The following is a 24,844-nucleotide window of genomic DNA, read 5'->3' on the forward strand; positions in this document are numbered from 1 at the left end:
CCCTTTTTTCAAAATTCAAGTCCCTCTTAAATGATGAGGCTGCTGACAGCGAAGGCCATACCGATAAACACCAGGCACAGCAGGGTGCCTACCGCGACATTGCCTTTCTTCAACTGCTCGGAAATGTTGAACCCCGGCGTCACCAGTTCAAAGATCCAGTAGGACGCCACGAGGCAAACGTACCCGACGGCGAACCACAGAATCATATGCACAATCGAAGTGTTCGTAAAAGCGGACACTCCCAAAATAATCGCTGTGCCCAGGAACTTGCCGCCCAACGCCAAAGCTACGGCGACGTTCCCCTTCTTCAGCTCCTCCATGTCGCGGTACGGGGTCATCCAATTGAAGACCACCATCCCCAGAAGCTGCAGCAAAATCATCACCACAATACTAACCACTATATTCACTACGATCGTCACTTCGCCCACCCCCGAAATTTCGCAAATGCCAAGTCATAATCGGCAAAATCATGCACTTCCTCAAGCACGACCGATGCGGTCTTCGCTTTCTCTAACGCAGCGTACCGCGTGTCATCAATCGGCTGCTTGATCCGGTTCCCGGATGGCAGCTCCAATACGGCGAAGCTCCGGGTTTTGCCTTGGTACTCCGTTTTGTACACGCCAACCAGGTCGACGTCGGTTGTCACCGACACCTTCAGTTCGGCCAGATCCTTCTCGGCGGATGCCTGATCGGGGTAGGACTTCAGCGTCGTCCAGGAGGATAAGCGCACCTCATTCTTCTGGTTCTCGTCCGTAGTCAGCTCGGCATCCATGAACTGAAGAATCCAGATTTTATCGCCGGTCGCGTAGTTATTATCATTTGGCAACAGATCATTATCAGGCAAAATCGTCATGTCGCTGCCCACCAGATCGCCGACCGTAGCCTCCACGATTTTATAATCCCAGGGAACGCGGGAGGTCGTTAACGCCGACTCCGAACCCGCGTTAGTGGAGAAGACGCTGGTCGTATTGCCGCAGGCTCCAAGTACCGCCACCGACAACACCAGCATCCACGTAACGAGGAATCGCCGCGCCCAAGGCTGCTTAAATACTTGCATTCACTTCACTCCTAACGGGATAAAATGGCTGGTATTGCCCGTGATCGGCCCGCCGGCCCGCCCCAGCAGGCCGCAAGGCGTTCCGTTCAGGACAAACAGGCCGATCAGCAGATGGCGCTCGCCTAGGACGGTGTTGATGCGCGCCAGCTCGGCTCTCTTTTGATAGACCGTCGGAAAAAGGACACTGCTGTCAAACCCCTCCCGGTCCTCCAGCTCCAGCTTGCCCTCCTCATCGAACAGACGCACCGAACCGCCTTCACGGCCAAACATCGATTTGGACACGAAATCCCCCGAGAAGACCGGCTTGTTGTAGGTCGGCAGTACATATTTGGCGATCGCCCGCCGTTCGTCTTCATCGAAGAGCAAACCCAGCTCGTAAAGCCCCCAGGCCGCAGCAAGCAGGCCTTTGGATTGCAGCAGGATGCTGTGCGGCCCGTTGAAAAGGGTCAGACGGCCCGTTTCGATCGCGTAGCTCAACGCTTCGCCGGCATCGTCCACCGCCATCCATTCCTTCGGATACAGTGCAAAAAGACGCTCAATCCCTCGCCCATCTTTATTCTTGAGGGTCCCTTCATCAACCCATAACTCCAGGCAATCCTCGTAATGGAGATTCAGTCCGCTGTGACGCCCCAGTGCTTCGATCGTGCCGGAATCCTCCAGATGCCAGCCGTAATCGACGCAGGCTGCGGTATCCGGCCGCTCAAGCGTCCAGGCTTCCGCCACCAGGTCCTTCATCCGCGCATTAGGCGAATCAAGCCCCGCCTGCTCCAGCAGCCAGGGAGTGGCAATCGAAGCTTCCACATAACCGGTTGGGGTATCTGCATTCAGCTCCAGCAGCTTGATGGTGCCGTCGTTCCCCACCGCGAAATCAAAACGCGCGTAGCGGCTGATCACACCCGGCTCCGGCAGCGGAAGCTGGTCCAGCATCGTCCACAGAATTGGCGGGATGCCGATCAGCTCATACAAATCAGGCCGGCGATGGACGTAACGTACAACCTTGTCAAGGATGCGCCACAGTATAGCAGCGGCTTGTTCCAACTCCTCATAGGTTGCCTTTGGCATCAATACGAGCTGATCGATCCAGTACTCCTCTTCCTCGAGATCCGCCCAGGTGAACCCCAGCTCGGCGAGCTTCGCGACCCGCGCGCTCCGATCAGGATGCGGCTGGCCGACAACTTCAAACACGCTGCTGCTTCCGTCCGTCATCCGCCGAACGACCCCTTACCTGTACCGCTGGATCTCGAACCGGAGAATGAACTCTTGGAGGAGCCGGTTGAGGAGCTGGACGATGAACCAAGCGAGCTGGATTTCCCGCCGATGCCGCCGGCCTTCGAGGACGTAGAACGCCGAACGATCGAGCCGGTGGATGAGGTTGAGGTTTTGGGACGCACAACCGAACCGGCCATTTGTTTATTTTGAAACGTCTCGCTGGAATACGTCTTTGGTTTATACGGCGTTGACGATCCTGCGTAGTAACCGCGATGCCCGTCATACCAGCGGCCGGACGAATAGCTCGATCCGCTGTTGAACAGCAGGTGGTACAGCAGCATATCGTCCCAACCAAACCCGCCGCCGTAATGGTTGATGACGGTAGTGCCTCCCGCGCCCGAGCTGCTTGAGCCGCCGGAACCGGACGTCTCTCCAGCCCCCTCTTGATCCTCTTCTGCAGCCGGAAGCGGGATGTTCCAGTCCACGTTCTTGTCGAAGTATTGCTTGACTTCCTCGGTTGACCAGGCAACCAGCTTCGGTTCATCCGCCGTTGTACCGCTTCCCGAGGCCGTAGCCCCCGCACCCGGAACCAGGAATGCATTAGCCAGCAGCGCAAGGCCCAGGGAGGTAGACAAGACGCGGATCGGCTTGCCTTCCGGGGTCAAAAACTTGGATGCGAACGGTTCTTTCATCGGCTCTGCCTCTTTGGATGCGTGAATGTCCGTTCGGGTTGCTTCCTCTTCTTTTGCCAAGATCGATTCCCTCCTTACGAAAAAAACCTCTTATTCATGCACGATCGGAACGAGCAGCAGCTCCAGTTTCCCCTCGTCCACGTTCAGCCGGCCTTCGACCGTTTCAAACTCCCGGCTGCCCACGACCAGGTAGTTCACATGCTCCAACGCAGCGACCATATTCGCGCTCCAGACGCGCTCCTCCAGCTCTCTTAGCTCACCGTCCGGTAACTTCTCGTACAACTTCACGCTCATGCCGTTATCCAATGCAGCTCACCCTTTCCATGTACACACTAAATAATGTTACGTCCCGGTTCCCGCTTCGTTTCATCCTTTGTGCAGGGAGATAGAGGGAATGGGGCGATAGGCGGGATCGGACGATCTGGCTTGGCCCGGCACCCGGCATGGTCGACTTGGTTCAGCTTCGCTGGTTTGGCCTGGTCCTGAAATCATCGACCTTAATGTGGGGGACTCTCCCACGATCCTTCCAACAGCTTACGTCCGTTGCCACTGAAAAGCAATGCTGAAATGCGAAGCTGCTATAAGTCAGGAGGCGGCTAGCCTGAAACGTGATAAATTGCGAACAAAGTGAGATAATTTGATGCCGTTCCCTTTCACCCTCACTATCGAGATAAGAGATTTTATAGTTCTTTTGGACGTAGCCGCTCGATTCAATCGGCACTGGGTGGGGTTAAAAAAGACCTTGAGGATTGACGCCCCAAGGTCAAATAGAAATTTACAAACTTAAGAATAGTCTTTTAATTGCTCAATATCGTCAGTTGCCCAATCTTTAGTCTGAATTTCTCTAAGGATTTTTTTTGAAGCTTTTAAAATGGATTCTTCAAAGAATCAGTTTCCACATCCAAAGTTGTAATCAGCTCCAAATTAGCCTTATTTCTCCTTATAAAACTTAATGAGACGAGTATATCATCTTTTTTCACAGCACGAACATAATATGGACCATCCATAAAATTAAAATCTACTGATGTACCAACTGACGAAGTTTCGAGTAATCTTATGGACTTATTCCACCAAGTTAAGATAACCACAACAAAATAACTACAACACTTATCAACTTTTTTCTCCCAGCATAGGTGTGATTCTACCAAACTCCTCCGTAGAGAATCCAAAAGACTTCAACTGTGACTCAATTACTTCAAGTACATCATAATATGAAAAATTCATACCTAGTCTGTAGTTCTTTCCAGAGAGGTCTTCCCCTTCTTCCGGGATTAATGTTTGGTCATACTTTTCTTGAATCTCCTTAATTAAATCATTCAAAAAATTTTTTGTGTCATTATGCAAAACAATCCCCCCTTATTTTTCTTTCAAAATTCCTTCGGATATTTGTTTCTGTTCCTTTTGCCTTTGAATATCAGAAGGCCACTTTTTATTTATCAAAGCCTCCTGCTGTCTGGGATCTAAATTTTTAAAATTAGGAATGTACTTCTCCGGGTTTTTAATAATACTCGCCGGAATAGCGGGATATGTTCGGTACGGTCTCTTCTTATTCTTAGGCTCACAGTATCTGTGCAAATCATTAGAAAACAATCGTTTGGAAAACCCATTAGTCATCTATTCAAAGTCGTTAGTCAATGATAAAGTAATCATCTTCAATCATGCCATCAAAAGTAAATAAAATTTTATGAACACCTATATTCTTTTTTTTGTACCTTATAGGGATTGTAACTACTACATGGTTATAGTTGAAATCTGGATAGTTGCCAAATGTAACTGAAACTGCTTGAATACTTACTTCTAAGTCAGAAGAACTGAAATTGGGAAAATTATCTTCAAACTCTTCTGGATCCTCTTCTCTGTACAATTGAATGACTTTCCAAAAGAACTCAATCGCTTTATTTTCTACTTCTGTTCTATTCATCCAGTTCTTAATAAACTTTACATCAAAGTAATTAGTCATATCATCCCTCTATTTATGTGTTTTTTCAAAAATATCAAATATAATATGTCCTGACTTTTTATCATAATTCCCTAGAGCCCTATATGCACCAAAGTCCCCCTTTACCACTAAATAATTTCACACCATTCGAGCCCTCTGCTCCAACTAGCCCTTTTTTCATTGCATTTGAGAATTTCATTATATGTTGATCGTTTAATCCAAGTTTTTGTTGCATTGCTAGAAGCAGCACCTATTTTTGAGCCTTTGGAGTTCACTGTAAACATCCCGATAGAAAGACCTATAATAGCCTCTGCTCTTTCTGCATTTTTCTCATACATTTCTAATAATTCAGCTTTGGCCCACGATGCGTTTTCCGGTGTGTTCTCTTCTTCAATGTAATGATTTCCTGTAGCCAAATTGAATAAGTATTTAAATCTATTGTTTTCGTCCAATACACTCATAGGATAGGACCCATAACATCCCCCTTACAAAAATTTATTGCCGGCATTCCCACAATGGTTCCAAACCCATAGCTTCGCTTGTGATGTGAGGTCAATGCCTCTACCAGCTCAAACATGGTCATTGGTGATAGTGGGAGAACAGTTTTTATGACGGGGTCAACGCCCCTAAAAGAGCCTCGTTCTCCCGGCTTCCCCCATCGTAAAATGCCCATAAAAAAGGCCAACCAGAAATAACTGGTTAACCTGATAATACGAAAAGAGGCCGCATAAATGCAGCCTAAAATGAAACGTAATTAAGTTACCCAATACAATACAAATATCCGTGATTTTTTAAAGGAATATTTGTCGTAATATACACCTTATTCCCTTGTCCCAAGCATGGACTTGTTACCTCTCCGGGAAGGTATACCTCACTGATCAACTCACCCGTTTCATTTAATAAGGTCATTTTTGAGACTAGCCCCTTTTTGGCATCTCTTGGAATATTTCCTCCCGAAGATGCAATGATCAATTTATTATCGTTGGATATCAGCGGAGGATGGCCAATGGTACCCTCAATTCTACTCTCCCACAACAGAGATTGACTCTTTACATCAATGGCTTGAAATCTATACTCACTTCCTGCAATATAGATGATTCCATCCCTACTTATTACAGGAGATCCCCATAGTGAGTAGTCTTCTTTTTCTGGAAAAGCCCATACACATTCTCCTAGACTATTCAACTTCAAGAGCTTCATATTTTCATTTATAGAACCAGTGGTCAGATATGAGTCGTCAGATAAAACAATTGGAATTACCCCAATACCCGCTCCCGTTTCCTTCCTCCAAACCTTTTGTCCGCTCAAATTCAAACAGTGTATAAGCCCCCCCTCGTTTATTAGAATATGTCCTTTTGAGGTTATTACTGGCGAACACGACAATAAATAATCTGTACTGGTTGTCCATTGGATAATACCATCAGGATTTATACAGCACATCTGCTTTCCGTAAGTTGTTACATAAATGTTCCCCGCACTATCCAACATAGGAGGATATGAAATCAGTTGATTCAGTTCACATTTCCATTCGACTATAGCATCAGCAGAAATGGCATAGAGGTAGCTCATTTCGGAGTCATCATTCATCTTAGCCGCAACATATATTCTCTGGTCTGCACCAATTGCTGGGCTACTAAGTTCTGAACCCAATTTTAATTTCCATACAAGTTCGCCCTCAGAAGAATAACAATACAGATCTCCTGACAGTGATCCAAAATAAATCTCTCCATTTCTACCAAGAACTGCAGAACATTCTTGAAGGCTAGATGGAACTTTTACTTTCCACTGGATTTTTAATTCGTTTGGAGCACTAATTAGCGAATGTCTTACCCAATTGGTTTGGGAAGGTTGATAGGCGTATACATCATAGCCACCTTCCATAAAACCACCGATTGTTTGATTCTGATTAAACAGAACGCGCTTTTCCATTTAGTCACCTCTCAAATTTAGTACTTAAGGAAACACCGGAAGTGGAGAAGGTACTCTAGGAATCGGTACAGGAATCGGCATCATTTCCACCGTAGGTATGATCCCATTTTCAAAATCAGCAAGGTGGTCCTTAACGATTTGATATACTCTTGATGAACTCATAGAGACCTCCTTATTTCCTTTCTTTTTATAAAAAGAATATAATGCGTATCCTCTTTCCGGAAATTCGATCATCATATAAATATCATTATAGATAGGAATATCTCTGATAGTCTGTAATTTCATACCTTCAGTCAAATTACCTTCAGTTTTGTATAACTCCAGTTGGTCCTTAGGATCTTTTCCGTACTTAGGCTTCACCTCCCATACCAATTTATTAGACCTTACGACTAAATCTGCTTCATACTTAACTGCTTTTTTAATGATACCTAATACGGTTGTTTTCTGTGTAGTTGATTTAACTTCATATTCAAGAGTTGCATTAAGCTTATTATTATCTTGGTACAATTTTCTTGAAACATGTAACTGTGCAATTTCATGAAACGCCAGCCATGGATTTTCACCATTTAAGGTAATAACTGTAGATGATAATACCTCATCACTATAAGCTTTAGTTCGGAAGTATTTTAGTGAATCCAAGTATCTTAATTTCGACACTGCCATATTTCCGCTCGGATCCACATAAATCAACGGATTATTCTCCACATACGAATACCGATTCAAACTTAGCGGATTATCGATGCTACCTTCATACGGATCCTTCGACACGAATCTTCCCGCGTTCGGGTCGTACCAGCGGGCGCGGAGGTATTGCAGATCTGTCGTGTTGTCCCAGTACTCGCCGGAATAACGGAACACGTTCGGCACCGTCTCTTCTTCCGTTTCCGGGTTACCCCAGATGTCGTAGGTGTAGGTGTTGAGTTGGTTGCCTTGGCTGTCGGTCAGGCCGACAACGTCGCCGTGGCCGTTGAGCTGGTAGTATTGCACCTCGCCTGTCTTTTGATCCACGCGAGACCACAAGAGTCCGCTCAGATCGTAGATGTAGGTGTAGCTTACGCTTGGCGTTCCGCCGCTGACGTTCGCTTCGGCGATCAGCTTGGCTTCCTCATCATAATAATACCGGGTTCGGTCGGTCCCTTCCACACACTCATAGAGTAAGCCATCGCCGTTATAGGTGTAGTTCACTTCTTTGCCGTTTTCCAGCTTCACCTTCGTTAAGCGGTTCAGGCTGTCGAAGGTGAAATTTGCGTTTGTTAGGCCCCGAAGTTCCCGGCCTTCCACGGTCAACGGATTGCCACTTGTAGGCGGTTTTTTTCTTGCTATTACCCAACCCACTCTCTCATAAAAAGAAAAACCGATTTTTGCAAGAACAACCTTGCAAAAATCGGCCTTATACTTACATAAAAGACAGAGTAATGGAATCAGAACTTCTATTTAGAAGCCTAAGGTTACTTCTCCTTCATGGAAAAATTCTATTACATACTCTGTTGGACAATAGATCCAAGTGTCAGACCCTACTGCCGTTACATCATCAATACAATCAAGAGCCCTCTGTAATTCAGTTTTTACACATGTAGCATCAGAATAATTCCAAAGCAGAAAGACAATATTATTCAAATGATCGGGATATTTTTTATTTAAAATCTTTAAAGATTCTTGAGGGAAATGTATTTTATATTTCTCTTTAATCTTATCCCAGTCTATTCTCCCCCATGATGTAACAGGATAATTCTTTACAAGATGCTTAAAAAGCTCCTGCGTTTTTTCTGAAGACATAATTTCCACTTTATCTCCCAGAGCCTGGATACATTCTTCAAATAATGTCATGGTACCTCCTATTTTTGAAGATGCTTAAGTAACGAATTAAATGTTTTTTCATCTCCCTCAAAGGGAATGACCAGTTTTATAGCATTCTTCCCTTTGCCATTACGGTAATCTTCTATATTTATGTGTGTCCCCTTCTGTGGATCATAATCAAGTCTCCATAGGAGTTTCCCATCAGATGATTGTCTCCCTACTACTTTACCATAACCAGCACTACTAGGTAATCTCCCAATAACAGCTTTGGAATCGGAACCTAAATCACCCACAATGTCTAGAGCTAAATTCCTAGCATCTTCATATGATTTGAGGGTAGAGTCAAGTGTTTTCTCAACACCATTTCCAGTGAAATTAATTACCCTCTCTATTTTCCTCCCTTCTTTGCTGGTTAACTTTATTAAAAGTTTCCCACCTTTAAAAAACTTAGAAACCGGTATAAAACCAGCAGCAGCAAGGGTTTTGTCAAAATAGGATGAATTAGGATCGAGCAATGTATTAATATCATCTATTACTAGAAAATTAGCTACAGCCATTGAAGCTTCAATTGTACCTGCCTTTGCTTCCTTCAAGCACGTACTAATCCCTACACTTGCACAATGTTTTGCAATTTTTGTATTGCTATACCATGTTCCTGTATGAAAAAATTTATTCCCGCTCGGATCCACATAAATCAACGGATTATTCGCCACATACGAATACCGATTCAAACTTAGCGGGTTATCGATGCTACCTTCATACGGATCCTTCGATACGAATCTTCCCGCGTTCGGGTCGTACCAGCGGGCGCGCAGGTATTGCAGATCCGTCACGTTATCCCAATACTCTCCCGAATAACGAAAGACGTTTGGAACCGTCTCTTCTTCGGTTTCCGGGTTGCCCAGATGTCGTGGGTATAGGTTTCTTTGCCGTTTTCCAGCTTCACCTTCGTTAAGCGATTCAGGCTGTCGAAGGTGAACTCCGCGCTCGTTTTTTCAATCTCACTTCATTTAGCTCTTTAATTTACCTAAATCAAAACTGAAAAGCCGACCTTCGAGAGAAAATCTCCTTACGGTCGGCTCTAATGCCTAAAAAGCTCAAATAAATCTCTTTAAACCTTCAATATCATCAGTTAACCATTGCTTAGTATCAACTAGCTCAATTACTTTTTTTGTAGCTCGAGCTATAGATTTTTGAAGAAGTCTAAAATCTGTTTCTAGCGTTGAAATTACTTCTTCACCAACTTTTTTTCTTCTTAAAAAACTTAACGCTGCTTTTTCATGATTTTTTATACATCTTACAAAAAACGGGCCATCCATAAAGTTAAACTCTGCTGTGGTACCTGCAGTAGCACATTCAAGTGTTTTCAATGAATTGTTCCACCACGTTAAGATCACTACCACAAAGTCGCTCCAATGTAACTCAGGAAAATACATATCCTCAATTTGAAAATAGATTTGTCCTGTAATAGTTCCAGAGTTATTTATATCAATAGTTGATTCATTAATAATAACACTAAGCATTTTACACCCCCTACTTAGAAACAGGGTAGGCTGTTTCAATAGTTTTCGTTTTTGTATTCACCCACATCTCAATAGTAATGCCATTGGATTCCCCTCTAACAAGAACACGGTCACCCTGAGTTTGAATTTTTTTAGATTTAGAATAAGCATTTTGAATTGCCTTTTCTATTTGCGATTTACTCATATTATCAGGGAATAAATCCTTTAATTTACTCTGCTTTGCACGAGCCCCCCCTTTAGTATGACCAGAGATTATATGATCAATATCAATTTTTATAGATTTATAAGATGGAAGATTAATTGGTTTAATTGGTTTAATACGTTTAGTATCCTTTATTATATCCTTACTTAAGTCTACTGTCTTTTCTGTCTTTTTGACAACTTTAAATGCCTTGAATATGGGAATCATCTGAATAAGCGTCCCACCTTTTTCGAGACCACTTGCATCTTTGCTCATTAAGGTTTTGGCATCGTCCAGATAAACAATATCAAAGGCCTGTTGTCCTCCCTTGATCTGCGCATCAAGGTTCGTCTTACAATTTTCCATATCTACAGCACAAGTTAATGAAGGAGTCGGTCCCATAGGCATGATATACTGCCCACTCGGATCCGTATAGATTAGAGGATTATTCGCCACATACGAATACCGATTCAAACTTTGCGGATTATCGATGCTACCTTCATACGGATCCTTCGATACGAATCTTCCCGCGTTCGGGTCGTACCAGCGGGCGCGGAGGTATTGCAGATCTGTCGTGTTGTCCCAGTACTCGCCGGAGTAGCGGAAGACGTTCGGCACCGTCTCTTCTTCGGTTTCCGGGTTGCCCCAGATGTCGTAGGTGTAGGTGTTGAGTTGGTTGCCTTGGTTGTCGGTCAGGCCGACAACGTCGCCGTGGCCATTGAGCTGGTAATATTGCACCTCGCCCGTGGCCTGGTCTACGCGAGACCATAAACGTCCGCTCAGGTCGTAGAGATAAGTATACGTCACGCTTGGCGTGCCGCCGTTAACGTTGGCCTCGGCGATTAGTTTGGCGTCCTCATCATAATAATACCGGGTTCGGTTGGTCCCTTCCACTCGCTCATAGAGCAAGCCATCCCCGTTATAGATGTAGCTCACTTCTTTGCCGTCTTCCGTCTTCACCTTCGTTAAGCGGTTCAAGCCGTCAAAGGTGAACTCCGCATTCGTTAAGCCTCGGAGTTCCCGGCCTTCCACGGTCAACTGATTGCCGCGTTCATCGTAAGCGTATTTTTTGCTTTTTAGCCCGCTTTCGGTCTGAATTCGGTTCAGCGGATCGTACGTAAAGGTATCGACAGCACCGTTTTGCGTACGGCTGGTGATGTTCTTGTTAAGGTCATAATCATACTTAAACGTATGCCCGGTAGCTACACTCAGCTTGGCCAAGCCATATACCGCTTCGGTTGCGGTCGCGGAGTTTTCTTCTGCATTTACCGCCGCTTTCTTTGCAGTGGCCGCAGCTCCAGCGTCTACCGTCATCCCCGTCAGATCATAACCTTCATAGCTGTAAGACGTGCTTGGTCCATTAACTGATGCGCCTTGCTCCAGCAATCCGTTGGCCTTGTAATCGAATGTAATCCGGTCGATTTCCGACAAAGCCGTTGGGGCGGCCGCCAACGCCGACTTTCGAATCCCCGCTTCATTTCGCACGACGCCCAATGTGCTGACCCGGTTCATTTTATCTAACGTGTAGCTTGCGCCAGCTGCTTTCCCCGTGGCGTCCGTCAGCGTATAGCCTGTCCGCATTTGCTTATTGTAGCTATAGTCGATACGCGTGCCATCCGGATATCGAATGTACGTCAAGGATCCGTCGGCCGGATCGTAGCTGTATGTCGTACTCCCCGTGGCATCGGTCATTCCCGTACGGCGACCCATCGCGTCATAGGCATACTGAATCTTTTGATCCGGGACCGTAATCTGGGTAAGCAAGTTATCGCTGTTATATTGATACTCCGTAAACCGGCTCGAGTGATCCAGCGATTTGCTCAGATTCCCCTTGGAATCATAGAAAAAGGCCTCTACCAAGTGTTCTTCGTTTATTTGGCGGATCAGACTGCCCGCTTCGTTGTACTCTTTCTCCACGTAAGTGTTGTCCGGGTACTCGATCTTGACCAGATTGCCGGCCAAGCTGTACGTGTATTTCGTAACGCGCTGCTCCGGATCGGTTACGGTCACGATCCGTCCCAGAGCGTCATACTGATTGAGGGTTTGCTGTCCCTTGCCGTCGGTCACGGACACCGCATTCCCTTCCAAATCATAGGCGGTTTGTTGCAGAGCGGTAAAGGTTCCGTCTTTCCATTCTTCCACGGCCACCGTGTTCCCGAGTAAATCCAGCTTCTGCCGCTGCTTAACTCCGGCTGGGTCCGTGTAGGTCACCGTGCGGTTCACCATATCATAACTGGTTTCATCCTGCGAACCGTCAGCATAAAGCGTCTGGGTTGGTCGGCTGAACCCGTCATAAGTGAATTTCGTGATGTTTTGTTCAGCATCGATTTGCTGGTCCATGTTCCCCGCTTCATCATAGGTGTACTCGAAGATGGCGTCATCCACCACTTCTTTAACCAAACGGCCAAACGGGTCGTATTTCTCCAAGGTGACGATGCCTTCCGGTCCGGTCGTCGTTACGGTATTATGGTCGTCGTCATACTGAACCGCTGTCTTGGTCTGGTCGCTGTACAACGTCTCGATCATCCGGCCAAGCGCATCGTACGTATAGGTCGTGACCGCACCTGCTTCATCTTCCGCCGTAAGGAGCTCGCCCGCCGCCGTATAGGTAAAGTTCTGCTTTGATTCGGTGGAAGTCCCGTCAACGGCGTGGATCACCCTCGATTGCTTGGTGAGCAAGTGCTTCCCATAAGGAGACGCATAGGAATAGTTGACCGTATTCGTCCGTTTATCGTCCTTGACTTTCGATACGGTCGGATTGCCGTAAATGTCATATTCCCAATCGGTTTGAGCCAGCAGCTTACCGCTAGCGCTATTTTCTCTTACCGAAGATTGGGATACGCTGCCCTGGTCATTGTATTGGTAGCACTCAATCCGCTTCTGTCCTTCCCGGAGTTTGGTTTGAACTTGGTTCGGCAGAGACCAGAAATAAGGAGCAGAGGATCCCGTATACTCGTAAATCGTTTCTTGTCCCGTACTCCAGTTTTCCGACAACACCTGTCCCTGTTCATTGTACCGGTAGGTTGCCGTCAGAGGCTGCGATTCGCTGCCTCCTTGCGCATAGCTCTCCGTGACTTGCACAGGCACGTTCCAGCCCGTCGCTTCATCATAACGAAATTGCCGCTCAAATCCCGTAGTCGCTTCATCGCTTCTCTGCTCGTCCAGATACAACCGATCCGGTTGACCGCTGCCTTGAAAAGCCTTTCGAAACTTCAACGTATCTGTGGTACGAGCTTCCTTAATGGTTGTGGCCCAGGCTGCCGCCTGACCAAAGCTGTTCAAGTCTTCGCCGGAATAGCTAAACTCCGCAGGCTGGAGAACAACGTCCCCGAGTGGCGTCGAGTACATGTTCTTGCGCTCCTTAGCCTTAAAGACAAAGTCGGTCGCATATTCACCGATTTGCTTGCGGGCCGGAACGTAATCGAATTCCGTCGTCCCCGAAGCCGGATGGATCACGCGCATCAAAAGAGCCGAATGCTTTACCGGCTGCTGCCCCTCCAGGTCCTTTAATGCCGCCAAGAAATTATATCGAGACTCGGGATAAGAATAAAAATATTGGGTACTCCGGCCCAACGCATCCTTAACCTCTTTTAAAACGGGTTGACCGTCATCGACTGCAGTGCGGTACTCCATTTTCCGATCCGTACCCGTTTGGGTTACGGTCATCTGACCTGCTGCATACGCAAAGGTCAGTTCATTGCCGTCACTGTTCTTGATTCGGGATAAGACCGTTGCGTTATTTTGACCTGTGTAGTGGAGTTCAACCTGATTCCCATAGTTGTCGGCGATCAAAATAAGATGGCCCGAAGAGCTAAAAAAGTACTGGTTCCCGTTCAACACCGAAACCTTCGTGTCACTGGTTAAGTCTCCGACTGTCTTGGTTGCATCCGCGGTCAGCAACAGGTCCTTCCATGGATACCCTTGCAGCTTCAGATCATCCGATAACGAATAACGCCCAATTCCCGGAAAGTCCAAAATCCGCGTACCTTCCCGTTCTTCGATGAAAGGAAGCTCCCATCTCCAGCCCCGGCCCAAAGCGGAGTCCTGCTCTTCCCGGCGGACTGACGTCTGATTCACAACCGCTCCGTTCTCCATTGCAACGCCGATCTCCTCGCTGGCTCGGGCGCTGTCATAGATCCGCGTTAATCCGAAAGGAAGCGCCCCAGACAGGGTCAAATCCGTGGTGTGAAGCGTCACGTCGCCAGTGGCAGCGTCAACCGAGTCCTCAGCGTAACCCCTCTCATATCTCGAAGATTCATCCTTCAGCGACAACTGCTCGATGGCCGTCTGATCATAATCGGCAGCAGCGGCGGATATAGCTGGAAGGTTATCCATTTGCACCATGGGTTCTTTCGTCTGACCGGACACCGGGACCAGATCGATCTTCCACGCTGGCTCGAACTGAGAAATGGCCGTTTCATAACCCTCCTTCCCGCCAAGCAACGCCTTATAAATCTGATAAAGCGTATATCCCTTGGACAACTGCTCGTCCATCCAGTCATCATCAAGGTCGAATTGACGCATCATCCCGGATATGGTCAGGAAATCAGCGGAAGCCGAGGAACCGGCTGTTGTATTCTCCGTTCCCCCACGATCCGCAGCAGCCCCAAAAGACACAGCCTCCATTAAGCTCGTACTCATCAGTGATAAACACAGTACCAGGCCCATGACTTTCTTATACATCCTTAATCACCCCGTGAGTTTCATATTGGCGGAACTGCCACACTTTACTGGAACGGAAACACTTTCTTCGTCCGATTCTTCAGATTCCCATTCGGATCGTAGTTGTAAATCAGCTTATCGCCGGTTGGAAAAAGGAGCTCCGTGAGCCGTCCATCCGGCCGGTAATTGAATTTCGCTTCCGGAGCCATCGCCATGATGGAAGCCATCAGTTGCAATTCAAGCGGAAGGGCATTTTTCTCGACAAGCTTCAAATAGTACGTCTTGCCGCCTTCCAAATCAAATTCCAGCACCGTGTAATCGAGGCCGAACTCCTGCTCATCATCTCCGCTTGACGCAAGCGGAACAAGCAAATCCGGCTGATCGTACAGCGTCATGACCGGCTGCAAAGCAAAGTTTTGCAGCTCTTTCGTCGCAAACCGATAACGGCCCGTTTCGGGAGCCTCAAAACGGTAATAGCCATTTTGGCCCGCCGCTTTATACACGTACAAAACCTGACGATGCAGCAAATCCTCAAACACGTATTCCTGTCCGTCCACAAACTCGAAGTTGCGATAAGGAGCCGTGAAAAGAACCGCGTTGCCCGAAGTCGTCTTCACTTGGATCGTTCCTCCGGCGGGAACACCGTACGAGATCGCGGTTTGATCCCCTTGCCGGACGATACTTCCGTTTACATCCAGAATCGTAAAGTCAAAGTACCGGTTAGCCGAAGTGCTGGCGTTGGTCGTCAGCTTCGCCTCAAAGCCGCCTTTATTTTTGAATCCGATCCGCTGACCCGACTCCAACACGCGCTTCAGCAGCGCAGGTTCCGCACTCGGACTTGCTTGAACAGCTTGTCCGTACGTAAAAGTAACAGGGGTGTCTGTAGTTACCGTAACGACAACCTGGCTGCCTGGTAAAACGGATAAGTCACCAACCTGATCAAACTCCGCTCTTTCCGGTTTACCGGTGGAGCTATACATGGCGTAATCAAACCTCGACAACGCCTCTTTGGAAGCATTAGTGGCCAATGTCAGCGACGAGGTCATTGGATTCATAAACATATAGCTTTCATTTTTGTTTAAAGTGACCTTTCGGACTGCCGGGTTTTCGCCCGGCGCACCCGTAAACGAAGTATACACTCCTCCAAAAGTGACGGAAGCCGTAAGCGGTGTTACCGTAACGGAGTAACCTGCCGGGACCGGCACATAAGTATGGCGAGCCGGGCCATCGCTTGAAATGGTACCGTCCGGACGCCGGACCACATAAGAGAACTCGTTCGTAGCCGTAGCATTACTGTATAAACGCTCCAGTTCACCGCTGATGTTTATATACGTGTACGAGTTCCCCGGAGCCACAGTCGCTCGCAGCAAAGCCGGGTGCTCCGCGGGGGATACGGTGATCGTGTCGGTATAAGAGATCGTTACCGGACTGCCGGATTGCCCCGTAATAATGGCCTCTCCCCCTGCAGGAATGGACACATTTCCCGTCTCTTCGAACGTGACATTGTAGACGCTGCCATCATCGCTATAGACGGCGACATCATAGAGCCCCTGGGCCTCGCGTGCGTTACTGTTTATCGTAATCGCCTTGCTGCCGGTGTTGCTAAACGTATAATTTTCCCCTGAATGGATGATTTGCTTGGAAATCGCTTCGCCCGGCTTGCCCTTCCACGAGAACAGCCGATAGTGAGCGCCAAAGGTCACCGGAGCGGACACAGCTGTGACCACAATCGAGTTGCCGCCAGACACCTGAGTATCGGTATACGTATTTTCGCGCTTGCCTTGCTGCGTTCCGTCGGGATAGTACTCCACCCAGTCAAATGGGTTGCTGGAGGACGCGTTACTGCGCAAATACCGTGCGGATGAAGTGATATTGATGAACTCATAGCTTTCTCCTGGCAAGAGAGTTACCCTAAAATGTGAAGGCTCATCGCTGGGTTCGGCGGAAAAGTCGTCGGTATAATCGAAGGTAACGTTAGCCGCGCCTTGGACGGTGATGATCGCAAATCCACCTGCAGGCAATTGTGGCGTGCTGATCGAGTCAAAGCCCTGAGAGTAGAAGCTGCCATCTGCTCTGTACACCGTGTAATCGTAAAGTCCGTCCACTTTTCTCGCGTCATTGTTGACCGGATTGGTGAGCGTTCCGTTATTCGTGAATTTGTAAGACACTCCAGGGGATAATGTTATCCGGGTAATCGCTTCATCTTCCCGTTCTCCCCTCATAAAAGTTCTATACGGAGCCCCCACACGAACCGGATTCTCGGTTACAAGCGTAATCACTACATATCTTCCAACCCCGACCATAGGGAAGGTCGTTTTGCTCGTTCCCCGGGAGGTTTCCGTGCCCTCCTCGTTATAAACGACATAATCGAATTTGTCCTTGGTTGTTCCCGCATGTTCGACTTTATCCGATTTCGTACCCACATTGGTAAACTTGTAGCTCTCTCCCGGATATAGCACAACGCTATCATAAGCCGGCTCATCGGTTTCATAGCCATAGAAGCCCTCATAAGGTACGGCCACCGTTACCGGCTCGTCCGAAGCTCCCGTAAGGATGATCGTATCCCCGACACTAAATGAAGGTTTGGTATACGTATCAAAGCTTGATTTTTCCAAAGTATCGTCTTCTTTGTATACCGCAAAATCGTAACGTTTTCCGTTTGCCGAGGTAGCATCGCTCATAATCGATCTTGCCGCATAGGCCTGATTGGAAAAGAGGTAGCTCTCTCCGCGAGTTAAGGTCTTCTTCAATAAAGCAGGAACCGGAGAATAGGAATATGACAGCTCAGACTTAAAGTTGACTGTTAAGGGGTTGCCGTAATCCACGGTGATGACTGTAGTTCCCCCTTTGGGGTACACGCTTGCGCTCCCGGTATGAGCCAAATCGTCAGCGGTGACCTTTCCTTCATTGTTATAAGAAACGTAATCATAGCGAATCGCATTGCTCGACTTGGCGTCCGTTGAGATGGAAATCAGACTGGTGGTATCATTCGTAAACTGAACGCTTTCGCCCGGGAAAATGACCAGTTCCGTTTTCTCAACCGCCATCAAGTTATAGACACTATCCGTTACCGAATAAACACTGTTCGTTACGGTAGTCGATTTCGTGAGATTCTTGGTTGTTTGCTCTGCTGTCCCTTCCGCTGATAACGATGCTGGCCCTAGACTACCCAAAAATAACAAAACAACTAAACTGGAAAACAGAACTCGCTTTAACCTCATACATGTTTCCTCCCTTTCCATATTTAGTATTAGGTTCTATTCTTTATATCGACTTTTTGTGAATTGTGACTAAATAGGAAAATTGCACCTAAAATGAAAAAAGCCAACTTCTAATCAAGAAGTTAGCTTCTACGTTAAACGGACGATTGGCCTTCTCTTTCCCTTGTTAAACCAGAAACATCGCCACCACGGTGGTCACGGCGAGGCCGATGAGCACCGGCTTCAGGTTGCGGCGGGCGAGCTCGAACGGGCTCACGCCGCAGATGGCGGCGGCCGGGATGAGCGCCCACGGGATCAGCGTGCCGCCGCCGACCCAGATGGCGGCGACCTGCCCCAACGCCGTCAGCACGGCCGTGCCGGAGCCGATGGCGGTGCCAAACAGCTGGGCGATCGAGCCGGCCAGCGAAATGCCCGAGAAGCCGGAGCCGTCCAGGCCGGTGATCGCTCCCGTGACGGCGAGGGTCACAGCGCCGACGATGCCGTTCAGCGGAACGACGTCGGCCAGCGCCACGCCGAGGTCGTTCACGATCCCATGCGACGTTTCGGGGAGCACCTGCCCGAACAGCTCCTTGAACGCCGCGTCGCCAAGATAGAAGAACGCGGCGATCGGGATCACGGGGCCAAACACCTTGAAGCCGAAGGTCAACCCTTCGATCAGATACGAGGTCACCTTCTCCAGGCCCCGATTCCGGTGAGCCAGCAGCGTCACGCCAATCAGGATCAGCACCGCCGTGCCGCCTACCAGCGCCGTCGCGTCGCCGCCTTGCAAATGGAGCAGGAACATGGCGACGACGTCGGCGGCGAAGAGCAGCGGGATCAGGATCGCCAGCCCTTTCTGAGCCTGCGGGGAGATGGCTGCACGATCCTCCGGGCTTGCCGGACGATCCTCGCCAAGCCCGCTACCCGTGCCCTTCCCGACAACCAGGCCGTCGCGCCACGTCCCGTTCCGCTGGTCGCGGCGCATCAGCCAGAAGGCGGTCACCGTGCTCACCAGGCCCATGACGAGGACCAGCGGCACACTGGCCGTCATCACACTGCTGACAAGCAAGCCTGCGGCATCCGCCGTCAGCTTCGGTGCCCCCTGAATGATATAATCGCCGGACAAGGCGATGCCGTGCCCGAACAAGTTCATCGCCACCGCTGCTCCCAGCGCCGGCAGCCCTACGCGCATTGCCACGGGCAACAGGACGGCGCCGATCAGCGCGACTGCAGGCGAGGGCCAGAAGAACAATGAAGTGACCATCATGATGATCCCGATGCCCCAATAGGCCCTCGTTGGTGTTCGGATGAATCTCGTCAGAGGGGCAACCATCGTTTCATTGATCCCCGTGCGGATCAGCACCCGGCTCATGGCCACGATGATCGAGATGATCATGATCGTCCCCATCAGCTCTTTGGTTGCGTAGATAAACGAGTTGAAGATGCCCGAGACCGAACCGCTGAGCGTTTCCGTCGCAAGCAGCCCCAGCGTAAAAATCCCCACCACGCATATCATCGTCGTATCGCGCCGCTTGATTAACAACGCCATAATCAAGAAAATGAACGCCAGGTATACATAGTGAATCGCCGACAACTCTATCCCTATCATGGAGTCACGCCCCTTTTCCCGCAAATGTGCTATATGCTATGCAGGAGTCCAAGCAAGGGTTCGGCCATGTCGAAGTGAACAGATGGTCGGCGTCGAAATATGCAGTATTTTCTAGATCAAGTTATCTATACCAAATTATAGTCGCGGATTTTCTTATAGAGCGTCCCCCGGGAGATTCCCAGCAGCTTGGCCGCATGGCTCTTGTTGCCCAACGTACGCTCCAGCGCTTCCTTCATCAGTTCCCTTTCTTCCTCAGGGGTGATCCGCGGGCGCAGCATCTTGTCCAGCCGATCCGACGGCTCGGAAGAGGATAGCTTCTGCCCACTGTCGGAACCGGCGACGGCTCCGGTGCCAAACGCCATGCCCGTGTGGACCGCCGCTGCGAATTCCAGCTGGGCTTGCCGCCGCTGCAGCGCTTCCGGCAGATGCTCCAGTGTCACTTGCTCGTTGTCGCTCAAAATAACGCACCGCTCAATCACCGCCCGCAATTCGCTCACGTTCCCCGGCCAGTCGTAATTCACGAACGCCAGCAGGACCTCCGGCGATACGGCCGGAAGCGGCTTCTGGTATTGCAGTGAAAAGACGCGCAAATACATTTGCACCAGTGCGCCAAGGTCCTCCCTGCGTTCCCGCAGAGGCGGCACCTTGAGCGACACCACGTTCAGCGCGTAATACAAATCCGTCCGGAATTTGCCCGCCCGCACGAGCTCCCCCAGATCCTGGCTGGTGCCCGCGAAGATCCGGGTCGATACCGGCACCGCTTCCGAAGCCCCGATTCGCGTCAACGCACGGCGTTTGATGTACTGGGCGAGCTTCTCCTGCACATCCAGCGGCAGGCATTCGATTTCGTTCAGGAAAATGGAGCCGCCGTCCGCCGTCTCGAGTCGCCCGGCTTGACCCGTTGGCTGTCCCGAAAAAGCGCCGCCCTGATAGCCGAACAGCTCGGCTTCGGCCAGCCCTGCCGGTATGGCCCCGCAGCTCAGCGACAGGAACGGTCCCTCCGGCCGCACGCCGGCCCGATGAATGACCTTGGCCAACTGCTCCTTGCCGGCCCCGGTTTCTCCGATCAGCAGCACGGCGGAGTCGGTTTCGGCCAGCTTTTTGGCCAGCTTGATGACCTTGCCCATGCTTTCGCCGCGTCCGCTGATCATGGCGAACGGGTCCTCGTCATGGATCCGCTGCGTCAACAGGCGGGACGTTGCAACCGTCAACTCGTCGTTCAGCTTCACAAGATGCGTGATATCCTGCTCGGTTGCCACGCCGCCGATGATCCCGCCGCCCGGCTCCACGATCGGCGACGCGTTGATCAGCACGTGCGTCCCTTCCCGCGGACGATGGTACGCCCCGCGCAACCGCCGACCTTCATCCAGAATGCCCAGCACGACCAGTGCATCCGGATCAAAATGCTCCCCGATCGTGCGGCCCACGATATCCGCTTTGGCGATGCCGTACACTTCTTCCGCCACCGCGTTCCAGCCGATCACGGTCCCGTTCCGGTCAACGACGGTAACCGCATCGCTGACGGTCTCCAACAGGCCGTCGAAATATGCCTCCGTCCGCTGTTGCCGTTCTGCCACAGTCTTCAGCAAGTCCATCAGCGGGAGGTACCCGAGAGGCTCCCGTCCATCCTCCGTCACTAACGCCGGCCGGCCGCTCACATCCGCGCCGGACCACCGCGATACCAGTTCGCTGACCGGGAGCGTCAGTTCCGAATCGCGCAATGTGAACGAAACGGCGAACCTGGTTCCGCTATGCCGCAGCCCTTCACCAACGGTCTGCACACCTATAGCCTTGGCTTCCAGCAACTCGGTGTCTTCCGGCGTCAGCAGATGTCGTACTCCGCCCTCTTCGACAACCGCCGCCCGGCCGTCCCGCAGTACTTCGAGCAGCCCTTTCATTTCCTCCTCCGGCTTCAGTTGAACCACACCCTGCCGGTACGATATCCGTTCATGATTGAACATAACAACCTCGCACACATGAAATTTTACTTGTAAATCTAACATGAATACGGGTTGGGTTCAATATTCCAGCCTTAAAGATAGGTGGGTGGCCATTTCGATATTGTTCAACATTGAACACTTTATTGTTGTTTCAAATCTTTTTTGTTTATTTTTTCAATGTATATTGTTCAAAAATCTAAAATATTGTATATTTTGTGTACAATGAGAATTGGAAAAGGATGGATGCCTATGGATGCGTTACTCCGAACCTTGTTTCAATCCTTCGCCAAAAGCCAGTCCGCCGGCCGCATGGCCCGCCGATACGGTCTTCGCTTCGGCGCCGCCCGGTTTGTGGCCGGGGAGACCATCGAAAGTGCGATCGATGCCGTACGCGTGCTGAATGCGACCGGCCGGGAGGCTACGCTCGACCATCTCGGCGAATTCGTCTCCACTGAAGCCGAAGCGGAACTGTCCACGCGGATGTGCCTCAAGACGTTGGACGCCATCGCCGAAGCCGGCGTCAAAGCCACTCTCTCGCTGAAGCTCACATCGCTGGGGCTTGGGATCAGCGAGCAGGTAGGTTTGAGCAACCTGACCACGATCCTGAATCGGGCCCGGATGCACGGGTTGTTCGTGCGGATCGATATGGAGGATTTTGCCCAATGCGCTAAAACGATCTCCATTTACAAACGCCTGCGCGAGCAAATCGACAATGTGGGCATCGTTATCCAAGCTTACTTGTATCGCTCCCTGGACGACGTAGACGCTCTCCAACCTCTCCAGCCGAACCTTCGCCTTGTCAAAGGCGCCTACAAAGAGCCGCCTACGGTTGCCTATCCGTCCAAGTCGGATGTTGATGAAAACTTCAAACGCCTCATCTCCACTCATCTCAAGAACGGCGGTTATGCCGCTATCGCAACTCATGACTCCCAGATCATTGACTACGCCAAACAAACGATCCAAGACTTGGCGGTGCCGCCGGACCGCTACGAATTTCAGATGCTGTACGGCATCCGCGAGGATTTGCAGCTTGCCCTCGTTCGCGAAGGCTACAAGGTGCGGGTCTACGTTCCTTTTGGCCGCGACTGGTTCGGTTATTTTATGCGCCGCCTTGCTGAACGTCCCGCCAACGTGTGGTTTGTCTTGAAGAATTTGTTTAAATAATTCACAAATTCCATTCGTAAAGGAGCGCGCCTTATGAGCCCAACGGCAAAATTGGAAGTTTTCCGCAACGAACCGTTTACCGATTTCCGTCAGGAGTCGGCCCGGCAGGCGATGGAAGCCGCGATCGCTCGCGTGAAGTCGGAACAGCTGGGTCGGGAGATTCCTTTGAAGATCGGCGGCAGGGACCTGTTTACGGAGGCAAAAATCCACTCGATCAACCCCGGCAACCTCGATGAGACGATTGGCTGGGTCAGCAAGGCGGATCAGGAGCTGGCGGAGCAAGCTATGCAGGCGGCGCTCGAAGCTTTTGAGTCGTGGAAAACAGTCCCGCCCCGCGAACGCGCGCAGTACCTGCTGAAGGCTGCCGAGCTCATGACGGAGCGGAAGCATGAATTCTCCGCCCTGATGGTGCTCGAAGCGGGCAAGAACTACGCGGAGGCCGACGCCGATACGGCGGAAGCGATTGACTTCCTGAATTTCTACGCGCGGGAAATGATCCGCTTGAGCGAGATCAACGAGACGATGCCTTTGACTCCGGTTCCCGGGGAGCACAACCGGCTGACCTACATCCCGCTGGGCGTAGGCATCGTGATTCCCCCGTGGAATTTCCCGCTGGCCATTTGCGTCGGCATGACTTCGGCAGCGATCGTTGCCGGGAATACCGTGCTGCTCAAGCCCGCCTCCAACACGCCGGTGATTGCTTACAAGTTCGCCGCGCTGATGGAGGAGGTGGGCCTGCCCGCCGGAGTGCTGAACTTCATTCCGGGCAGCGGTGCCGAGGTTGGCGACTACTTGACCATGCACCCGAAAACGCGGTTCATCAGCTTCACCGGCTCGAAAGAGATCGGGCTTCGCATCAGTCAACTGGCGGCCGATCCGGCGCCGGGGCAGATCTGGATCAAGCGACTGGTCGCCGAAATGGGCGGCAAAGACGGCATAGTCGTCGATGAAACGGCGGATTTGGATGCGGCTGCGCAAGCCATCGTGGCTTCGGCTTTTGGTTACCAGGGGCAGAAATGCTCTGCCGGGTCGCGCGCATTGATCGTGGCGTCCGTCTACGATGAGGTGGTGGAGAAAGTGGTGCGTTTGACGAAGCAGCTCGAGATCGGACTGCCTGAGCAGAACAAAGCGGTAGGGCCGGTGATTGACGAGGCCTCTTGTCGTAAAATTCTCGATTACATCGAGATCGGCAAACAAGAGGGGCAACTGCTTACGGGGGGACAACGAGCCGCAGGCAACGGCTACTATATCGAACCCACCGTGTTCGCCGGCGTTGACGGGAAGGCCCGTATCATGCAGGAGGAGATCTTCGGGCCGGTGCTGGCTATCGGCAAAGCGAAGGACTGGCGCGAGGCGATCGCGATGTACAACGACACCGAGTTTGGGCTGACGGGCTCGTTCTTTTCCCGGGAGGAGGATCGCATCGGCGAAGCGCTGGAATCGATGCACTGCGGCAACCTGTACATCAACCGCAAGTGCACCGGCGCGCTGGTCGGCGCCCACCCGTTTGGCGGCTTCAACCTGTCGGGAACCGACTCGAAGGCCGGCGGCTACGACTACCTGCTGCTGTTCACCCAAGCCAAGCTGACCTCGCGGAAACTGTAGCAGAGGAAGCAGGCAGCAACCAGCCCGCCTAAGGGGGGCTGCTCCTCCGAGGTCGAATGGCCGCCGGTCTTCTGACAGCCGGTCGTTCGCCGGGTGACCCAACTCGCCGACCGGTTTGATCGCCGGCTGCCTGAGCCGGGTGACCTTGGATCGGTGCGGAGCTTGATCGCCGGTCACCCCGCAGGGGGACCTGACCTCGGCGCGGGGCCTGGCCACTGGACAGTGGTCGCCGCTGGCTGGGGTTGCCGCTGGCCGGGGGCGCTTCGCTAGGTCTTGTTTGCTTACCAGCTTACTGGCTCGCTCGTTCGCTGCCCGGGCACCTACTGCTTGCTCACTG

19 protein-coding genes are annotated in these 24,844 nt (G+C 50.6%); 2 read left to right on the forward strand and 17 right to left on the reverse strand.

Translation table 11 applies throughout. The annotated features are described in order from the left end of the window. Positions 1-26 precede the first annotated feature (26 nt). From BN3795_RS07160 to BN3795_RS07240, 17 genes are all read right to left on the reverse strand, one after another. On the reverse strand, positions 27-419 hold the full coding sequence (locus tag BN3795_RS07160) for a DUF350 domain-containing protein (RefSeq protein WP_068784003.1): 393 nt from the start codon (positions 417-419) through the stop codon (positions 27-29). Continuing rightward, positions 416-1,057, reverse strand: a complete 642-nt coding sequence (locus tag BN3795_RS07165; protein ID WP_068784004.1) for a hypothetical protein — start codon at positions 1,055-1,057, stop codon at positions 416-418. The genes BN3795_RS07160 and BN3795_RS07165 overlap by 4 nt, the downstream gene beginning before the upstream one ends. Continuing rightward, positions 1,058-2,263, reverse strand: a complete 1,206-nt coding sequence (locus BN3795_RS07170) for a glutathionylspermidine synthase family protein (protein WP_068784005.1) — start codon at positions 2,261-2,263, stop codon at positions 1,058-1,060. It abuts the gene before it with no gap. Beyond that, positions 2,260-3,018 carry a hypothetical protein gene (locus BN3795_RS07175; protein ID WP_408635013.1) on the reverse strand — a complete coding sequence of 253 codons (759 nt, stop codon included), beginning with the start codon at positions 3,016-3,018 and terminating at the stop codon, positions 2,260-2,262. Before BN3795_RS07175 ends, BN3795_RS07170 begins: the two co-directional genes overlap by 4 nt. Positions 3,019-3,048: 30 nt before the next feature. Continuing rightward, complete coding sequence (locus BN3795_RS07180; RefSeq protein WP_110945063.1) at positions 3,049-3,264, reverse strand: hypothetical protein; 216 nt, start codon at positions 3,262-3,264, stop codon at positions 3,049-3,051. Positions 3,265-4,068: 804 nt separating this feature from the next. Further along, positions 4,069-4,302 carry a hypothetical protein gene (locus tag BN3795_RS07185; RefSeq protein WP_068784006.1) on the reverse strand — a complete coding sequence of 78 codons (234 nt, stop codon included), beginning with the start codon at positions 4,300-4,302 and terminating at the stop codon, positions 4,069-4,071. Positions 4,303-4,585: 283 nt separating this feature from the next. After that, the gene (locus tag BN3795_RS07190) at positions 4,586-4,918 is read right to left on the reverse strand and encodes a hypothetical protein (protein ID WP_068784007.1); all 333 of its coding nucleotides are present in this window, start codon (positions 4,916-4,918) and stop codon (positions 4,586-4,588) included. Between the two features lie 107 nt (positions 4,919-5,025). Continuing rightward, positions 5,026-5,358 carry a hypothetical protein gene (locus tag BN3795_RS07195; RefSeq protein ID WP_068784008.1) on the reverse strand — a complete coding sequence of 111 codons (333 nt, stop codon included), beginning with the start codon at positions 5,356-5,358 and terminating at the stop codon, positions 5,026-5,028. A 298-nt stretch (positions 5,359-5,656) separates the two neighbouring features. Beyond that, a complete protein-coding gene (locus tag BN3795_RS07200; RefSeq protein ID WP_068784009.1) occupies positions 5,657-6,826 on the reverse strand; it encodes an outer membrane protein assembly factor BamB family protein in 1,170 nt (389 codons plus the stop codon). Positions 6,827-6,850: 24 nt separating this feature from the next. Further along, entirely contained in the window at positions 6,851-8,107 is a 1,257-nt protein-coding gene (locus BN3795_RS25830) for an RHS repeat domain-containing protein (protein WP_232729876.1), read from the reverse strand. Positions 8,108-8,260: 153 nt separating this feature from the next. After that, entirely contained in the window at positions 8,261-8,653 is a 393-nt protein-coding gene (locus BN3795_RS07210; protein WP_068784011.1) for a CDI toxin immunity protein, read from the reverse strand. Positions 8,654-8,661: 8 nt separating this feature from the next. Further along, complete coding sequence (locus tag BN3795_RS25835; protein WP_068784012.1) at positions 8,662-9,456, reverse strand: RHS repeat-associated core domain-containing protein; 795 nt, start codon at positions 9,454-9,456, stop codon at positions 8,662-8,664. Positions 9,457-9,720: 264 nt separating this feature from the next. Then, positions 9,721-10,146, reverse strand: coding sequence for a hypothetical protein (locus BN3795_RS07220; RefSeq protein ID WP_068784013.1), 426 nt, complete (start codon positions 10,144-10,146; stop codon positions 9,721-9,723). Between the two features lie 10 nt (positions 10,147-10,156). Continuing rightward, positions 10,157-15,010 (reverse strand): RHS repeat-associated core domain-containing protein, encoded by a 4,854-nt coding sequence (locus BN3795_RS07225; protein WP_198524665.1) that lies wholly within the window; start codon positions 15,008-15,010, stop codon positions 10,157-10,159. A gap of 44 nt (positions 15,011-15,054) precedes the next feature. Next, positions 15,055-18,210 (reverse strand): hypothetical protein, encoded by a 3,156-nt coding sequence (locus tag BN3795_RS07230; protein ID WP_232729867.1) that lies wholly within the window; start codon positions 18,208-18,210, stop codon positions 15,055-15,057. Between the two features lie 166 nt (positions 18,211-18,376). Then, positions 18,377-19,795 (reverse strand): hypothetical protein, encoded by a 1,419-nt coding sequence (locus BN3795_RS07235; RefSeq protein ID WP_068784078.1) that lies wholly within the window; start codon positions 19,793-19,795, stop codon positions 18,377-18,379. A gap of 128 nt (positions 19,796-19,923) precedes the next feature. Then, positions 19,924-21,759, reverse strand: coding sequence for a sigma-54 interaction domain-containing protein (locus tag BN3795_RS07240; protein ID WP_068784015.1), 1,836 nt, complete (start codon positions 21,757-21,759; stop codon positions 19,924-19,926). A 228-nt stretch (positions 21,760-21,987) separates the two neighbouring features. Here BN3795_RS07240 and BN3795_RS07245 point away from each other — a divergent pair, with 228 nt between their 5' ends. Further along, complete coding sequence (locus BN3795_RS07245; RefSeq protein ID WP_068784016.1) at positions 21,988-22,902, forward strand: proline dehydrogenase family protein; 915 nt, start codon at positions 21,988-21,990, stop codon at positions 22,900-22,902. Positions 22,903-22,935: 33 nt separating this feature from the next. Next, entirely contained in the window at positions 22,936-24,507 is a 1,572-nt protein-coding gene (gene pruA / locus BN3795_RS07250; protein ID WP_068784017.1) for an L-glutamate gamma-semialdehyde dehydrogenase, read from the forward strand. Positions 24,508-24,844 lie beyond the last annotated feature (337 nt).

It is taken from the genome of Paenibacillus phocaeensis (assembly GCF_900021165.1).
Classification (GTDB): Bacteria; Bacillota; Bacilli; order Paenibacillales; family Paenibacillaceae; genus Fontibacillus; species Fontibacillus phocaensis.

Coding starts and splice junctions, on each gene's coding strand:
- BN3795_RS07165 (WP_068784004.1), bottom strand. CDS start 1,057: ATGCAAGTATTTAAGCAGCCTTGGGCGCGGCGATTCCTCGTTACGTGG.
- BN3795_RS07170 (WP_068784005.1), bottom strand. CDS start 2,263: ATGACGGACGGAAGCAGCAGCGTGTTTGAAGTTGTCGGCCAGCCGCAT.
- BN3795_RS07190 (WP_068784007.1), bottom strand. CDS start 4,918: ATGACTAATTACTTTGATGTAAAGTTTATTAAGAACTGGATGAATAGA.
- BN3795_RS07195 (WP_068784008.1), bottom strand. CDS start 5,358: ATGAGTGTATTGGACGAAAACAATAGATTTAAATACTTATTCAATTTG.
- BN3795_RS07200 (WP_068784009.1), bottom strand. CDS start 6,826: ATGGAAAAGCGCGTTCTGTTTAATCAGAATCAAACAATCGGTGGTTTT.
- BN3795_RS07210 (WP_068784011.1), bottom strand. CDS start 8,653: ATGACATTATTTGAAGAATGTATCCAGGCTCTGGGAGATAAAGTGGAA.
- BN3795_RS07220 (WP_068784013.1), bottom strand. CDS start 10,146: ATGCTTAGTGTTATTATTAATGAATCAACTATTGATATAAATAACTCT.
- BN3795_RS07225 (WP_198524665.1), bottom strand. CDS start 15,010: ATGTATAAGAAAGTCATGGGCCTGGTACTGTGTTTATCACTGATGAGT.
- BN3795_RS07230 (WP_232729867.1), bottom strand. CDS start 18,210: ATGAGGTTAAAGCGAGTTCTGTTTTCCAGTTTAGTTGTTTTGTTATTT.
- BN3795_RS07240 (WP_068784015.1), bottom strand. CDS start 21,759: ATGTTCAATCATGAACGGATATCGTACCGGCAGGGTGTGGTTCAACTG.
- BN3795_RS07245 (WP_068784016.1), top strand. CDS start 21,988: ATGGATGCGTTACTCCGAACCTTGTTTCAATCCTTCGCCAAAAGCCAG.
- pruA (WP_068784017.1), top strand. CDS start 22,936: ATGAGCCCAACGGCAAAATTGGAAGTTTTCCGCAACGAACCGTTTACC.